Source organism: Amycolatopsis aidingensis, from assembly GCF_018885265.1.
Lineage (GTDB): Bacteria > Actinomycetota > Actinomycetes > Mycobacteriales > Pseudonocardiaceae > Amycolatopsis > Amycolatopsis aidingensis.
The window spans coordinates 4,833,461-4,847,766 of record NZ_CP076538.1 but is presented as its reverse complement, the minus strand read 5'-3'; the positions used below and the strand labels follow the sequence as shown (position 1 = coordinate 4,847,766).

The following is a 14,306-nucleotide window of genomic DNA, read 5'->3' as shown; positions in this document are numbered from 1 at the left end:
ACCAGGTCGAGAACGGGTACATGGAGTAGTAGAGAGACAGCTCGGACCAAGGAGGCCCCATCAGCTCCGAGACACGCATCAATGACCGCATCCGGGTTCCGGAGGTGCGGCTCGTCGGCCCGAACGGCGAGCAGGTCGGCATCGTCCGGATAGAGGATGCGCTTCGGCTCGCCCAGGAGTCGGATCTCGACCTCGTCGAGGTCGCCCCGCAGGCGCGGCCGCCGGTATGCAAGCTCATGGACTTCGGCAAGTTCAAGTACGAGAGCGCGCAGAAGGCTCGCGAGTCACGCCGTAACCAGCAGCTGACCGTCATCAAGGAACAGAAGCTGCGTCCCAAGATCGACCAGCACGACTACGAGACGAAGAAGGGCCACGTGTCCCGCTTCCTCGCAGCCGGGAACAAGGTCAAGGTGACGATCATGTTCCGTGGGCGCGAGCAGTCCCGCCCCGAACTGGGCTTCCGACTGCTGCAGAAGCTGGCTGACGACGTCGCCGATCTCGGCTTCATCGAGTCGAACCCCAAGCAGGACGGCCGCAACATGATCATGGTGCTGGCCCCGCACAAGAACGTGAAGTCCAAGTCGAAGGCCAAGGAAACCGAGGCCGCGGAGTCCTGACCGGCAGGAACGCCCGCACGACCGCAGCACACCGGGATTTTTCGCGGTGTGCTGCCGAATGAGAAGAACGTAAGGACGAGCAATGCCGAAGTTTAAGACGCACAGCGGGACCGCCAAGCGCGTCCGGTTCACCGGCAGCGGCAAGATCCGCAGGCAGCGGGCGGGCCGTAGGCACCTGATGGAGAAGCAGCCGAGCAAGGTGTCCCGCAGGCTGGAAGGCACCACGGACCTCGCCAAGCCGGACGTGCCGCGGGTCAAGCGGCTGCTCGGTCGCTGACGGTGGTACCGCCGCCGGTGACACCGGCGCCGATGGCACTGCCGACCACACGAACTTTGCCGTAACCACCCGGGGTTGCCTGACCTGGGCCACCCCCCGAGATCGACAGGATGGACCCGTGGCACGCGTCAAGCGGGCGGTGAACGCCCAGAAGAAGCGTCGCGCGACGCTCGAGAACGCCAGCGGCTACCGCGGCCAGCGTTCGCGGCTTTACCGCAAGGCCAAGGAGCAGACGCTCCATTCGTTCAACTACGCCTACCGGGACCGCCGCGCCCGCAAGGGTGACTTCCGCCAGCTGTGGATCACCCGGATCAACGCCGCGGCCCGCCAGAACGGCGTCACCTACAACCGGTTCATCCAGGGCCTCAAGGCCGCCGGTGTCGAGGTGGACCGCAAGATCCTGGCCGAGCTCGCGGTGAACGACGCCGCCGCCTTCACGGCGCTGGCCGAGGTCGCCAAGCAGAACATCCCGGCGACGGTGAAGCCGGCCTGAGTGTGACCTCGCCACGACCCGGGGACGATCGGTGTACGCACCGGACTCCCCGGGTCGTTGCTGCGCGCAGGCTCGCGACCCGCTCGGGCCGGGCCGAGGCAGGACGTTTTCTCGCCGAGGGTGCGCAGGCGGTCCGGGAGGCGCTACGGCACGCCCGGGTGCATGAACTGTTCGTCACCGAACAGGCCGCGGCGCGGCACGGTGAGCTGGTGACCGAGGCGGAGCGCTCGGCCCGGGTGTCCGCGATCACGTCCCGGGCCGCCGAGTTGCTGTCCGAGACGGTGACTCCGCAGGGGCTGGTGGCCGTATGCGACAGCGTCGAGGTGCCACCCGAGCGGGCGCTGGCAGGCAGGCCCCGGCTGGTTGCGGTGCTCGCCGGGGTCGCCGACCCCGGCAACGCGGGCACCGTGCTGCGGGTCGCGGACGCGGCCGGGGCGGATGCCGTGCTGTTCGCGGGGGAGACCGTGGACGTGCACAACGGAAAGTGCGTGCGCGCCTCCACCGGGAGCCTGTTCCATCTCCCGGTGGCCCGGTGTGCCTCGGTCGCCGAGGCACTGGCCGCCTGCCGCCGGGCCGGGCTGGTGGTGACCGCGGCCGACGGTAGTGCGGAGGACGACCTGCAGACCGCGGCGGACCTGGTCGCGCCCACCGCCTGGCTGTTCGGGAACGAGGCTCATGGACTCGCCCCGGAACTGCTGGCGGCGGCCGACCGGGTGCTGCGGGTGCCCATCTATGGCGCGGCGGAGAGCCTGAATCTGGCCACCGCGGCCGCGGTCTGCCTCTACGCCAGCGCGATGGCCTCCCGTGGGCGGGCCACTTGATACTGGGCGGCGCCGCCGGATCGCGATCACATAGAATCTGGCGGTCAGTCGCTACGTGCACGCGCGCCTGCGGGGCGCCGCGGACCCCCGTCACACCGGACGCCGAGGAGTTATGCCCGAAGCCAACGACCAGGAGCGGCAGTCGGTAGCGTCGCTCGCTCCGGAGACCCTGCAGGCCGCGGTGCGGGCGGCCGAGGAAGAGTTCGCGGCAGCGGCGGATCTGGACGCGCTCGCCGCCGTCAAGCCGGCACATCTCGGTGACCAAGCCCCGCTGCTGCTCGCCCGCAGGCAGATCGGTTCCCTGCCGAAGGCGGAGAAGGCCGAGGCCGGCAAGCGGGTGAACGAGGCCATGCGGGCCGCGCAGGCCGCGTTCGATGCCCGGCGGGCCGCCCTGCAGGCCGAGCGGGACGAGCGGGTGCTGCGCGAGGAGGCGGTGGACGTCACCCTCCCGTGGGACAAGGTGCCCCGGGGCGCGCGGCACCCCATCACCACCATCGCCGAGCGGGTGGCGGACGCCTTCGTGGCGATGGGCTACGAGGTCGCCGACGGCCCCGAGGTCGAGGCCGAGTGGTTCAACTTCGATGCGCTGAACTTCGGCAAGGACCACCCCGCGCGGCAGATGCAGGACACGTTCTACGTGGCGCCGGAGAGTTCCGGCCTGGTGTTGCGCACGCACACCTCGCCGGTGCAGGCCCGCGTTCTGCTGGACCGGGAGCTGCCGGTGTACGTGGTGGTGCCGGGGCGCACCTACCGGACGGACGAGCTGGACGCCACGCACACTCCCGTCTTCCACCAGGTCGAGGGTCTCGCGGTGGACAAGGGGCTCACCATGGCCCACTTGAAGGGCACTTTGGACGCCTTCGCCAGGGCGATCTTCGGGGAGTCCTCGGGTACCCGTTTCCGGCCGCACTTCTTCCCGTTCACCGAGCCCTCGGCCGAGGTGGACGTGTGGTTCCCGGAGAAGAAGGGTGGCCCCGGCTGGGTCGAATGGGGCGGCTGCGGCATGGTCAACCCGAACGTGCTGCGTGCCTGTGGCGTCGACCCCGCGGTGTACTCCGGGTTCGCGTTCGGCATGGGTATCGAGCGCACCCTGCAGTTCCGCAACGGGATTCCCGACATGCGCGACATGGTGGAGGGCGACATCAGGTTCACCCTTCCCTTCGGAACGGAGGCGTGAGTGCGAGTCCCCGTCAGCTGGCTCATCGAACACCTCGAGCTCGACGAAGCCGTCGGGCCGGACGAGCTTGTGGACGCGTTCGTCCGGATCGGCGTCGAGGTCGAGGACGTGCAACCACTCGGCCAGGTCGAGGGGCCGCTCGTGGTGGGCAGGGTCGTCGAGTTCGAGGAGCTGACCGAGTTCAAGAAACCCATCCGGTACTGCCGGGTGGAGGTGGGCGACGGTATGCCGGTGGCCCCCGCCGACGAGCTCGCGGCGGAGCTGGACGAGCCGGAGGAGGACGCGGGGGACGAGGCTGACGAGGAGGACGCCGCCGAGCACGGGCACTCCGGGATCCGGACCAACGGCATCATCTGCGGTGCCAGCAACTTCGCCGAGGGTGACCTGGTGGTGGTCGCCCTGCCCGGTGCCGTGCTGCCCGGCGGGTTCGAGATCACCGCGCGCAAGACCTATGGCCGGGTGAGCGAGGGCATGATCTGTTCCGCGAGCGAACTCGGCCTTGGCGACGATCACACCGGCATCCTGGTGCTGCCGCCGGGTACGGCGAGCCCTGGCGACGACGCCAGGGAGATTCTCGGCGTGGACGACACGGTGCTGGAGCTCACCCCGACTCCCGACCGCGGATACGCGCTTTCGATCCGCGGCCTGGCCAGGGAACTGTCCTGTGCGCTGGATGCGCCCTTCGGCGACCCGGCCGATCCCGGTGCCGTCGGGCTGCCCGAGGCCGAGGGCGACGCCTGGCCGGTCACGATCGAGGACCCGCAGGGCTGCGGCCGGTTCGTGCTGCGCAGGATCACCGGCCTGGACGCCGGAGCCCCGACCCCGTGGTGGATGCGCCGCCGGTTGATGCTGGCCGGAATCCGGTCGATCTCGCTGGCCGTGGACGTCACCAACTACGTGATGCTCGAGCTCGGCCACCCGATGCATGCCTGGGACACCGCCGCGGTGCGCGGTGGCCTCGTGGTGCGCCGGGCGCGGGCCGGGGAGAAGCTGACCACCCTGGACGATGTGGAGCGGGAACTCGATCCGGACGACATGGTGATCGCCGACGACAGTGGGGTCACCTCGCTCGCCGGGGTCATGGGCGGCGCGGGCACCGAGATCGGGCTGGACAGCACCGATGTGCTGCTCGAGGCCGCGCACTGGGATCCGGCTTCGATCAGCAGGACGGCCCGGCGGCACAAGCTGTTCTCCGAGGCGGCCAAACGGTTCGAGCGGTTCACCGACCCGCAGCTGTGCGCGGTGGCGGTGGAACTGGCCGCGCGGCTGCTGCGTCAGTACGGCGACGGCAGCATCCAGCCGGGTCGCACCGATGCGGGCGGGGTGGAGCCACCGCCCGCGGTCACCATGCCGATCAGCCTGCCCGACCAGGTCGCCGGTGTGAACTACCAGCGTGGGGTCACCGTCCGCAGGCTCACCCAGATCGGCTGCAAGATCACGGTGAGCACGGGGGACGACGGAAAGGGACTGGTGACCGCGGTTCCGCCGAGCTGGCGAGCCGACCTGGTGCAGCAGGCCGATCTGGTGGAGGAGGTGCTGCGGCTCGAGGGCTACGACAGCATCCCCTCGGTGCTGCCTGCCGCGCCCGCCGGCCGCGGGCTCACCGAGGTCCAACGGCGCCGCCGCGCCGTCTCCCGCGCGCTTGCCGAGGCCGGTTATGTCGAGGTGCTGCCGTTCCCGTTCGTCGACAAGGCGGTGTGGGATGCCTTCGGGTTGCCGGAGGACGATGACCGCAGGCAGGCCGTGACGCTGCTGAACCCGCTCGAGGCCGACAAGAGCGAACTGGCGACCAGTTTGCTGCCCAGCATGCTGGAGACACTGCAGCGAAACACGGCCCGTGGGTTCCGCGATCTCGGCCTGTTCCACATCGGGCAGGTCGTGCTGCCCGGCGAGCACCAGGAAACCGTGCCCGACCTCGGCGTGGACGGCAGGCCGAGCGAGGAGGACCTGGCCGCGTTGCGCGCGGCGGTGCCGGATCAGCCGACACATGTCGCCGTGGTGCTCAGTGGGCAGCGGGAGCGTCCCGGCTGGTGGGGCCCCGGGGAGCGGGCGAGCTGGGCGGACGCCGTGCAGGCGGCGCGCACTGTCGCCGCCGCGGCCGGGGTCGAACTGCGGGTCGAGGCGGGGAACCTGCCGCCATGGCACCCTGGCCGGTGCGCCCGGCTCAGTGTGGGCGGCCGGACCGTCGGGCATGCGGGGGAGTTGCATCCGAAGGTGGTCGAGGCGCTCGGCCTGCCCGCCCGGATGGCCGCGATGGAGCTCGACCTCGACGCGATCCCGTTGCCGGATGGCAGGCCCGCGCCCGCCATTTCCGCGTATCCACCGGTGCTGCTGGACGTCGCGCTGGTCGTGGACGCCGAGGTACCGTCCGCCGAACTCGCCGAGGTACTGCGCAACGGCGCGGGCGAGCTGCTGGAGGACGTCGCGCTGTTCGACGACTACCGGGGTGACCAGGTCGGCGAGGGTAACCGGTCGCTGGCGTACAAGCTGCGGTTCCGCGCTCCCGATCGGACCCTGACCGCCGAGGAGGCCACCAAGGCGCGGGATGCCGCGGTCGCGGCCGCGGCCGAGCGGTTCGGCGCCACCCTGCGCTGACCTCCGCTTCCGCGGGACCGATGAGTTTTCCGCACCGAGAGGGTCTACCGGGACATGACTGAACGCATCATGACGGCCGACGGGGTCGAGCTGTGCCTGGAGACCTTCGGTGCGGCCACCGATCCGGCGCTGCTGCTGATCGCCGGGGCGGCCCTCTCGATGGACTGGTGGGAGCCTGCCTTCTGCACCCGGCTCGCGGAGCAGGGCCGGTTCGTGATCCGGTACGACCATCGTGACACCGGCCGGTCCGTCACCTCGCCCGCGGGCGCACCCTCGTACACCGGGGACGAACTGGCCACCGACCCGCTGCGGATCCTGAACGCACTGGGGGTCGCCCGTGCGCATCTGGTCGGCGTCTCGATGGGTGGCGGCATGGCGCAGTACCTCGCGGCCCGGCACGCGGACCGGCTGCGCACCCTCACCCTCGTCGCCACCAGCCCGGCTGGCGAGCGCTCCGGCCAGGAGTGCCTGCCCCCGCCGGAGCCGCGGATCCGGGCCACGTTCGAGGACCCGGCTGCCGAACCGGACTGGGCCGACCGGCAGGGCGTGGTCGACTATCTCGTCGAGGCCGAACGGCCCTTCGCCGGTTCGCTCGGCTTCGACGAGGAGCGGGCGCGGCGGGTGGCGAACATCGCGGTGGACCGCACCAGGGACCTCGCGGCGAGCGTGACCAATCACTGGGCCATTTCCGGCGGCTCGACGGACCAGTTCCGGCTCGCCGAGATCGCGGTGCCGACGCTGGTACTGCACGGCACCGATGACCCGCTCTTCCCGTATGCCCACGGCGAGGCGCTGGCCGCCGAGATTCCGGGCGCCACGCTTGTCCCGCTGGCCGGCATGGGGCACGAGATGCCCCCGCCCGCGTTGTGGGACACCGTCGTGTCCGCCGTCGTGCGGCACACCGGGCAGATGACCGCTTAGTGGAAGCGGGAGACGAACCGGCGTTGCCATGGCGTCTCCACGGCGTGTGCGCAGTAGTGCGCGCGGACGTAGCCGACCGCCTCCTTGGCGGGCACCCCGTCCAGCACGGCAAGGCAGGCCAGTGCGGTGCCGGTCCGGCCACGCCCGCCGGCGCAGGCAATCTCGACCCGGCCGTCTTCGGCGCGTGCCCATGCTTCGCGCAGGGCCTGGGCGGCGGCCTGGCGGTCGGTGGGCAACCAGAAGTCCGGCCAGCGCAGCCACCTGGCCTCCCAGCTCACCGGAGGGGGCTGCCGGCCCAGCAGGTACAGCGCGAAGGTGGGCTCCGGGCCCGCAGGCAACGGTTGGCGCAGCCCTCGACCCCGGACGAGGCGGCCCGAGGGCAACCGCAGCACCCCGGCCGCGGTGGGTTCCCAGATATCGACCACGACGCGAGCCTAGGGTGTTCTGGGCCGCATGTCTGTTTCTACCGGTGCACACCATGGTTTCCCTCCAGATGTTTGAGTGCTTCCCGCCGGGACAGCGGGGACAGCCCGGGATGGGCGCGGACGAACCTGCGCACCCACTCCGGGTCCACCCGCGCATGCTGGCGCAGCGCCCAGCCGATGCCCTTGCGGAGGAAGAAGTCGGGGTCGTCGATATTCGCCTCGACGCAGTACTCCAGCAGGCCGACTCTGGTGTCCTGTTTGGATCCGAGTTGGCAGATCACCGCGGTGCGGCGCTTCCACCGGTCCGCATCGCGTGCCCAGCGGCGCAGCAGCGGATCGGTCGTCTCGGGTGCCGCGCGCAGGATCGGGCCCACCCGGCGGGCGGCGAGCTCGTCCACGAAGTCCCACCACGCGCCAGTGACGATCAGTTCCTCGTACAACGGCAGCAACTCCGGCCCCTGCCAGGAGGAGTAAGCGCGGTGGCCGGTCAGGTCCAGGGCGAGATAACGTTCCTCGCGGTACCGCGCACCGTGCCACAGCTCGAGCACGGTGGCCCGCCAGGACCGGAGGTCCGGCAGCGGATGCTCGGCGAACACCCGCCGCGCCAGCCGTTGCCGCGCCGGCTTGGCCACCCCGCGAAACGGTAGCTCGGACTTCATGTAGGCGCGCATGGCCGGCGCTTTCGCCGGATCCGCCAGTTCGGCCAGCCCGGTGCGCACCGCCTCGGTCAGGTTCATCGGACCTGTCCTGCGGGGAAGTGGTGCCGGATCAGCGGGCCGCCGAGTTCCGCCTGCTCGGCCGGAAGGTGGCGGGCGACCAGTTTCGGGAAGCGCCGCCGTGCCGCGGCCAGGTCCTGTCCTGGCGGCGCGCCGGGTGGTGGGCCGATGGGCAGGATGCTGCCCACCACGTCATCGAGCCATTTTTCCTGCCACCAGCTGAGGGACTCGCCCATGCCCGGGATGAGTACCTCGTGGGTCAGCGTGTCCAGGCGGCTCGAGCCGGCCACCTCCGCGGGATCGACCTCCATCCCGGCGAGGACGTCCGGATCGACCAGTACCCGGGCGAAGGTGCGTCTGCCCTGCAGGATCAGCCAGCAGATGCAGTCGTCGAAGCGGTCCTCGTCGGCTCCGCCGAGCGCGATCCCGAACGCCAGCCAGAGGTCCCACCGGTAGGCACGGCGGTGGATGCGGATCAGTAGCTGCTGGAAGGCGATGACGTCGGCCAGTGGTCTGTCCTGGAGCGACCGGTCCAGAAAGGACAGCACGGTCCAGGTGAAGACGGTGGGCAGGCAGCTGTGCCGGTCGCCCGCGGCGGCCAGGTGGTCGCGCGCGTCCTGCCGCGCGTGCCGGATCAGGCGCCAGACGTGGTGTTCCTTCATCGTTCCCCCTCGGGTCGCGGGTGTGATGCAAGGCACGCTAGACCGGGGGTCCGACATTCGGCGCAACGCGACTGCGCCGTCAGGCGGTTCCGGGGTGGCGCTGCCGGTACGTACGCACCTTGGCGATGGTGCCGCAGGCCCGCCCTTCCGGCCCGCCCGCGTACATCAGGCACCAGCGTTTCCTGCCGTTGCGGGTGTGGTCGTAGAACACCCAGCGGCAGTCGGGGCAGGCCTTCAGCCTGCGTAGCCGCCCGGCCGCGGCGGCGGAGAACACCGCGGCGAGCAGCTCCGCGGCGAGCCCGCCGTCGTGGGCGAAGGCCAGCCGCCCCTGGCTGAGCACGGGGCGCAGCGCCGTACTGGCGCTCCAGTCGGCGAGCAGGCCCTCCGCGTCCGCTGGTTGCTCGATCACGGACCGCAGGTCGTCCCGCAGTGCGCGGATCGTGTCCGCTTCCGCCGTGCCGAGCCCGCGCGCGGCGCAGAACTCGGCGAGGTTGTCGGTGGGCACCCGGGTGTCATTGGGCACCAGCCAGGTGTTCAGCAGCTCGCGTACCCGCTCCAGTTCCCCTGGCGCGGCCTGCCGATGCCCGTCCACGCTAACCATTCACTCATTTTAATGGTTTCCATGCTAACTTGCTAACTAGATAGACGGTTAACGACGGAGGAGGCGGGTATGGAGGTCGCGTGGAGCTGCCTTGACTGGCCGGGGGTTGAGCATGTGCGCTGGTCGGACCAGGACGGGTTACGGGTGGACAGCAACGCGGTGATGGCGTTCCCGGACGGGGCCGCGCGGATCGCCTACCGGATCGAGGCCGCCCCGGACGGGGCGACGACCTGGGTGGAGGTCGAGCTCGTTCGCGAGCACGCCGTGCGCAGGATCGCCGTATCGGGTGATGGTCTCGGTGCCTGGCGGGACGAGTCCGGTGCGCCGCTGCCGGAGCTCGCCGGCTGCCTCGACGTGGACATCTCGATCACGCCGTTCACCAACACGCTGCCCATCCGGCGGCTCGGCCTGCGCCCCGGACAGGCCGCCGACCTGCGGGTGCTGTACATCAAGCTGCCCGAGCTGGAGCTTTCGGTTTCCCCGCAGCGCTACACCAGGCTGGACGCGGCCGGTGGCGGGGAGCGCTACCGGTACGAGTCTCCAGGGTTCCGTGCCGACCTTCCGGTGGACGAGCACGACCTGGTCCTCGACTACCCGGAGGGGTGGCGGCGCGAGCGCACCTGAACGAAACCGCCTTGATTGGCTTTGCATTGTCATGCATAATCATTCGTATGACGGTGAAGGTCGCGGTAGCCGGGGCCAGCGGCTACGCGGGCGGGGAGCTGCTGCGCCTGCTGCTGGCACATCCCGGGGTGGAGATCGGCGCGCTGACGGCAGCGGGCAACGCGGGAACGCCACTGGGGCAGCACCAGCCCCATCTGGCGCCGCTCGCCGACCGCGTGCTGCTGGAGACCGGGCCGGACACGCTGGCCGGGCATGACGTGGTCTTCCTGGCGCTGCCGCACGGGCATTCCGCCGAGCTCGCCGCCCGGCTGGGGCCGGACGTGCTGGTCGTCGATCTCGGCGCGGATCATCGGCTGTCGGACGCCACGGACTGGCAGCGCTGGTACGGCGGTGAGTATGCCGGTTCCTGGCCGTACGGGTTGCCGGAGCTGCCCGGTGGCAGGGACAAGCTGCGCGGTACCAAGCGTGTCGCGGTACCCGGCTGCTACCCGACGGGCGGCCTGCTGGCGCTCGCGCCCGCGTTGGCCGCCGGGCTGGTGCGGCCCGAGGTGACGGTGGTGTCGGTCACCGGTACCTCCGGCGCGGGCCGGAGCCTGAAGCCGCACCTGCTCGGCTCGGAGGTGATGGGGTCGGTCAGTGCCTACGGCGTGGCCGGCGCGCACCGGCACACCCCGGAGTTCGTACAGGGGCTCAGTGCGGTGGCTGGCCAACGGGTCACCGTGTCCTTCACCCCGGTGCTCGCCCCGATGCCCCGCGGAATCCTGACCACGGCGAGTGCCCCGCTGGCCGCAGGGACGGATGGTGCGGCCGCGCGGTCGGCCTACCTCGAGGCCTACCGGGACGAGCCGTTCGTGCAGCTTCTCGCGGCCGGGTCCTGGCCGGTCACGGCGGCGACCGTCGGCTCCAACAACGTGCAGCTACAGCTGGAAGTGGACGCCGAAGCCGGAAGGCTGGTCGTGGTGGCCGCGATCGACAACCTCACCAAGGGCACCGCGGGCGCCGCGGTGCAATCCATGAACCTGGCCCTCGGTATCCCCGAGGCCACCGGACTCAGCACGGCGGGAGTGGCGCCATGAAGTCTTGGCCGAGCATTCGGGTGGACCGGGACGCGGGGGTCACCGCTCCCGCCGGTTTTCGTGCGGCCGGTGTCGCCGCGGGCATCAAGGCCTCGGGCGGTCCCGACCTGGCGCTGGTGGTGAACGACGGTCCGGAGTTCACCGCCGCGGGGGTGTTCACCACCAACCTGGTCAAGGCCGCGCCCGTGCTGTGGTCGCAGGAGGTGCTGCGGCACCGCAGGTTGCGGGCGGTGGTGCTGAACTCCGGCGGGGCCAACGCCGCTACCGGGCCAGGCGGGTTCCAGGACACCCACGCGACCGCGGAGAAGGTCGCCGAATGCCTGGACACCGGCGCGATCGAGGTCGCCGTCTGCTCGACCGGCCTGATCGGGGAGCGGCTGCCGATGACCGCCGTGCTGTCCGGTGTGGACAGTGCGATGAAGGAGCTCGACACGACGGCCACCGCCGGCCTCGCGGCCGCGGGCGCCGTGCTGACCACCGACACCCATGCCAAGCAGGCCGTCGCACGGGGAGACGGCTGGAGCATCGGCGGATTCGCCAAGGGAGCGGGGATGCTGGCCCCGAACATGGCCACCATGCTCGCGGTGCTCACCACCGACGCGGCTCTGACCGGCGAGGTACTGGACACCGCGCTGCGCGCCGCGACCAGGGTCAGCTTCGACCGCCTCGATGTGGACGGCGGCACCTCCACCAACGACACGGTGCTGCTGCTGTCCTCGGGTACCAGCGGGATCACTCCGGACGAGGGGGAGTTCACCGAGGCGCTCACCGCGGTGAGCCTGGATCTGGTGCACCAGTTGCGCGCCGATGCCGAGGGGGTCACCAAGGAGATCGACATCGTGGTCCGGGGCGCGGCCACCGAGCGGGACGCGATCGCGGTCGGCCGCACCGTGGCCGAGGACAACCTGGTCAAGACCGCGCTGTTCGGCTCGGACCCGAACTGGGGGCGGATCGCCATGGCGGTCGGCCGGTCCGGCGCGCGGGTCGATCCGGAGACGCTGGCCATCAGGGTCAACGGGGTGACGCTGTGCTCGGGCGGCAGCGCGGCGGCCGACCGCTCCGCGGCCGACCTTTCCGGCAGGGAGGTCGAGATCGGCATCGACCTCGGCCTCGGCGATGCGGAGGCGACCATCCTGAGCACCGACCTCTCGCACGGCTACGTCGAAGAGAACAGCGCGTACTCCTCATGAGCCAGGCGGAAGCGATCGTGCCGCCGCGGGAGCGGCTGGCGACGGCGGCGGAGAAGGCGGGCGTGCTGGTGGAGGCGCTGCCCTGGTTGCAGCGGTTCCACGGTGCGGTCGTGGTGCTCAAGTACGGCGGCAACGCCATGGTGGACGAGGAGCTGAAGACGGCTTTTGCCCAGGACATGGTGTTCCTGCGGCTGGCCGGGCTGCACCCGGTGGTGGTGCACGGCGGCGGCCCGCAGATCAGCACGATGCTGGACCGGCTCGGCATCGAGGGCGAGTTCCGCGGCGGCCTGCGGGTCACCACCCCGGAGACCATGGACGTGGTGCGGATGGTGCTGGTCGGGCAGGTCGGCCGCGAGCTGGTCGGCCTGATCAACGCGCACGGACCGTACGCCGTGGGGATCTCCGGCGAGGACGCGCACCTGTTCACCGCGCAGCGCAAACAGGCCATGGTGGACGGCGCCGCGGTGGACCTCGGGCTGGTCGGCGAGGTCGTCGGGGTGAACCCGGACGCCGTGCTGGACATCGTGAACGCCGGCCGTATCCCGGTGGTGTCCACGGTCGCGCCGGACGCCGACGGGGTGGTGCACAACGTCAACGCCGACACCGCGGCAGGTGCGCTGGCCGCCGCACTCGGCGCGGAGAAGCTCGTCGTGCTCACCGATATCGAAGGGCTCTACGCGAACTGGCCGGACCGGTCCTCGCTGATCAACCGGATCCGGGTGGACAAACTGGAAGAACTGCTGCCCGCACTGGCCAGCGGCATGATCCCGAAGATGGAGGCCTGCGTGCGCGCGATCCGTGGCGGCGTGCGCCGGGCGCACGTCATCGACGGGCGGCTGGCCCATTCCGTGTTGCTGGAAGTGTTCACATCCGAGGGGATCGGCACCATGGTGCTGCCGGAGGAGGAGTCGTGACGGGGATCGGGTCCAATGCGGACGGTCAGGGGCACTGGGCCTCGGCCCTGATGGACAACTACGGCACCCCGGAGCTCACCCTGGTGCGTGGCGAGGGCGCCACGGTCTGGGATGCCGAGGGGAACGCCTACCTCGACCTGGTCGGGGGCATCGCGGTGAACGCGCTGGGGCACGCCCATCCCGCGGTGGTCGCGGCTGTCACCGACCAGATCGCCAGGCTCGGTCACACCTCGAACCTCTACGTCAACCCGGTCGCGGTCGAGCTGGCGGAGGCGCTGCTGGACGTGGCCGGGCTCGCCGGGGCGGGGCGGGTACTGTTCGTCAACTCCGGTGCCGAGGCCAACGAGGCCGCGCTGAAGATCAGCAGGCTGACCGGCCGAACCAAGATCGTGGCCTGCGAACAGGCCTTCCACGGCCGCACGATGGGGGCCCTCGCGCTGACCGGGCAACCGGCCAAGAAGGAACCGTTCGAGCCGCTGGTTCCCGGAGTCACCCATGTCCCGTTCGGCGACACCGCCGCCCTGCGGGAGGCCGTGGACGGCGATACCGCCGCGGTGGTGCTGGAACCCATGCTCGGTGAGGCCGGGGTGGTGCCTGCCCCGGACGGCTACCTCCAGGCGGCACGGGAGATCACCCGGCAGGCAGGGGCGCTGCTGGTACTTGACGAGGTGCAGACCGGCCTCGGCCGCACCGGCGGCTGGTTCGCCTTCCAGCATGCCGGGATCACCCCGGATGTGATCACCCTGGCCAAGGGCCTCGGCGGCGGCCTCCCGCTCGGCGCGGTGATCGGCGTCGGCGAGGCGGGTGAGCTGCTCAAACCGGGGCAGCACGGCACCACCTTCGGCGGCAACCCGGTGTGCTGCGCGGCAGGGCTCGCGGTGCTGCGCACGATCGCAGAGGAGAACCTGAACGACCATGTCGCGGCGCTCGGCAAGGACATCGCCAGTGGGGTGCAGGAGCTGGACCACCCGCTGGTGGCCGGTGTCCGCGGCGCCGGGCTGCTGATCGGCATCACCCTGCGCGAGCCTGCCGCCCCCGCCGTGGCCAGGGCCGCGCAGGCGGAGGGCTACCTGGTCAACCCCGTCGCGCCGGACACCATCCGGCTCGCACCCCCGCTGATCCTGAGCAACGAGCAGGCCGCAGGCTTCCTTGCCGCGCTGCCCGCCGCGCTCGACACCACCACGAAAGGCGCCTGAC

The 14,306-nt window shown here is 71.0% G+C and carries 16 protein-coding genes; 12 read left to right on the top strand and 4 right to left on the bottom strand.

Annotated features, from left to right (window positions below):
• Positions 1–59: 59 nt before the first annotated feature.
• The 7 genes from infC (at position 60) to KOI47_RS22080 (ending at position 6,901) form a co-directional block, all read left to right on the top strand.
• Positions 60–617, top strand: a complete 558-nt coding sequence (gene infC, locus KOI47_RS22110; RefSeq protein ID WP_216217465.1) for a translation initiation factor IF-3 — start codon at positions 60–62, stop codon at positions 615–617.
• An 82-nt stretch (positions 618–699) separates the two neighbouring features.
• Positions 700–894 carry a 50S ribosomal protein L35 gene (gene rpmI, locus KOI47_RS22105; RefSeq protein WP_216206718.1) on the top strand — a complete coding sequence of 65 codons (195 nt, stop codon included), beginning with the start codon at positions 700–702 and terminating at the stop codon, positions 892–894.
• 118 nt (positions 895–1,012) lie between these two features.
• Entirely contained in the window at positions 1,013–1,387 is a 375-nt protein-coding gene (gene rplT / locus KOI47_RS22100) for a 50S ribosomal protein L20 (protein WP_216206715.1), read from the top strand.
• A complete protein-coding gene (locus KOI47_RS22095) occupies positions 1,384–2,208 on the top strand; it encodes a TrmH family RNA methyltransferase (RefSeq protein WP_216217464.1) in 825 nt (274 codons plus the stop codon). Before rplT ends, KOI47_RS22095 begins: the two co-directional genes overlap by 4 nt.
• Positions 2,209–2,320: 112 nt before the next feature.
• On the top strand, positions 2,321–3,385 hold the full coding sequence (gene pheS / locus KOI47_RS22090) for a phenylalanine--tRNA ligase subunit alpha (RefSeq protein WP_216206712.1): 1,065 nt from the start codon (positions 2,321–2,323) through the stop codon (positions 3,383–3,385).
• On the top strand, positions 3,386–5,980 hold the full coding sequence (gene pheT, locus KOI47_RS22085; protein ID WP_216206708.1) for a phenylalanine--tRNA ligase subunit beta: 2,595 nt from the start codon (positions 3,386–3,388) through the stop codon (positions 5,978–5,980).
• Between the two features lie 54 nt (positions 5,981–6,034).
• Positions 6,035–6,901 (top strand): alpha/beta fold hydrolase, encoded by an 867-nt coding sequence (locus KOI47_RS22080; protein ID WP_216206704.1) that lies wholly within the window; start codon positions 6,035–6,037, stop codon positions 6,899–6,901.
• On the opposite strand, the gene KOI47_RS22075 is transcribed toward KOI47_RS22080, so the two are convergent.
• From KOI47_RS22075 to KOI47_RS22060, 4 genes are all read right to left on the bottom strand, one after another.
• On the bottom strand, positions 6,898–7,326 hold the full coding sequence (locus KOI47_RS22075; protein ID WP_216206700.1) for a protein-tyrosine phosphatase family protein: 429 nt from the start codon (positions 7,324–7,326) through the stop codon (positions 6,898–6,900). The genes KOI47_RS22080 and KOI47_RS22075 overlap by 4 nt on opposite strands.
• A gap of 38 nt (positions 7,327–7,364) precedes the next feature.
• Positions 7,365–8,063, bottom strand: coding sequence for a DNA alkylation repair protein (locus KOI47_RS22070; protein WP_216206697.1), 699 nt, complete (start codon positions 8,061–8,063; stop codon positions 7,365–7,367).
• Positions 8,060–8,704: a DUF4240 domain-containing protein gene (locus KOI47_RS22065; RefSeq protein WP_216206695.1), complete on the bottom strand. Its 645-nt coding sequence runs from the start codon at positions 8,702–8,704 to the stop codon at positions 8,060–8,062. Before KOI47_RS22065 ends, KOI47_RS22070 begins: the two co-directional genes overlap by 4 nt.
• 79 nt (positions 8,705–8,783) lie before the next feature.
• Entirely contained in the window at positions 8,784–9,305 is a 522-nt protein-coding gene (locus KOI47_RS22060) for a CGNR zinc finger domain-containing protein (RefSeq protein ID WP_216206692.1), read from the bottom strand.
• Positions 9,306–9,374: 69 nt separating this feature from the next.
• Here KOI47_RS22060 and KOI47_RS22055 point away from each other — a divergent pair, with 69 nt between their 5' ends.
• Genes KOI47_RS22055 through KOI47_RS22035 form a run of 5 tightly spaced genes read left to right on the top strand, consistent with a single transcriptional unit; the run spans position 9,375 to position 14,305 of the window.
• The gene (locus tag KOI47_RS22055) at positions 9,375–9,929 is read left to right on the top strand and encodes a putative glycolipid-binding domain-containing protein (RefSeq protein ID WP_216206689.1); all 555 of its coding nucleotides are present in this window, start codon (positions 9,375–9,377) and stop codon (positions 9,927–9,929) included.
• A gap of 47 nt (positions 9,930–9,976) precedes the next feature.
• Positions 9,977–11,005 carry an N-acetyl-gamma-glutamyl-phosphate reductase gene (gene argC, locus KOI47_RS22050; protein ID WP_216206686.1) on the top strand — a complete coding sequence of 343 codons (1,029 nt, stop codon included), beginning with the start codon at positions 9,977–9,979 and terminating at the stop codon, positions 11,003–11,005.
• The gene (argJ, locus tag KOI47_RS22045) at positions 11,002–12,195 is read left to right on the top strand and encodes a bifunctional glutamate N-acetyltransferase/amino-acid acetyltransferase ArgJ (RefSeq protein ID WP_216206685.1); all 1,194 of its coding nucleotides are present in this window, start codon (positions 11,002–11,004) and stop codon (positions 12,193–12,195) included. The genes argC and argJ overlap by 4 nt, the downstream gene beginning before the upstream one ends.
• A complete protein-coding gene (gene argB, locus KOI47_RS22040; RefSeq protein ID WP_216206680.1) occupies positions 12,192–13,109 on the top strand; it encodes an acetylglutamate kinase in 918 nt (305 codons plus the stop codon). The genes argJ and argB overlap by 4 nt, the downstream gene beginning before the upstream one ends.
• Positions 13,106–14,305, top strand: a complete 1,200-nt coding sequence (locus KOI47_RS22035) for an acetylornithine transaminase (protein ID WP_216206677.1) — start codon at positions 13,106–13,108, stop codon at positions 14,303–14,305. Before argB ends, KOI47_RS22035 begins: the two co-directional genes overlap by 4 nt.
• The last annotated feature ends 1 nt before the right edge of the window (position 14,306 follow it).

Excerpts from the sequence above, each read along its gene's own strand:
- rpmI (WP_216206718.1), top strand. The coding sequence starts at position 700 with ATGCCGAAGTTTAAGACGCACAGCGGGACCGCCAAGCGCGTCCGGTTC.
- pheS (WP_216206712.1), top strand. The coding sequence starts at position 2,321 with ATGCCCGAAGCCAACGACCAGGAGCGGCAGTCGGTAGCGTCGCTCGCT.
- KOI47_RS22080 (WP_216206704.1), top strand. The coding sequence starts at position 6,035 with ATGACTGAACGCATCATGACGGCCGACGGGGTCGAGCTGTGCCTGGAG.
- KOI47_RS22070 (WP_216206697.1), bottom strand. The coding sequence starts at position 8,063 with ATGAACCTGACCGAGGCGGTGCGCACCGGGCTGGCCGAACTGGCGGAT.
- KOI47_RS22065 (WP_216206695.1), bottom strand. The coding sequence starts at position 8,704 with ATGAAGGAACACCACGTCTGGCGCCTGATCCGGCACGCGCGGCAGGAC.
- KOI47_RS22060 (WP_216206692.1), bottom strand. The coding sequence starts at position 9,305 with ATGGTTAGCGTGGACGGGCATCGGCAGGCCGCGCCAGGGGAACTGGAG.
- KOI47_RS22055 (WP_216206689.1), top strand. The coding sequence starts at position 9,375 with ATGGAGGTCGCGTGGAGCTGCCTTGACTGGCCGGGGGTTGAGCATGTG.
- argC (WP_216206686.1), top strand. The coding sequence starts at position 9,977 with ATGACGGTGAAGGTCGCGGTAGCCGGGGCCAGCGGCTACGCGGGCGGG.
- argJ (WP_216206685.1), top strand. The coding sequence starts at position 11,002 with ATGAAGTCTTGGCCGAGCATTCGGGTGGACCGGGACGCGGGGGTCACC.
- argB (WP_216206680.1), top strand. The coding sequence starts at position 12,192 with ATGAGCCAGGCGGAAGCGATCGTGCCGCCGCGGGAGCGGCTGGCGACG.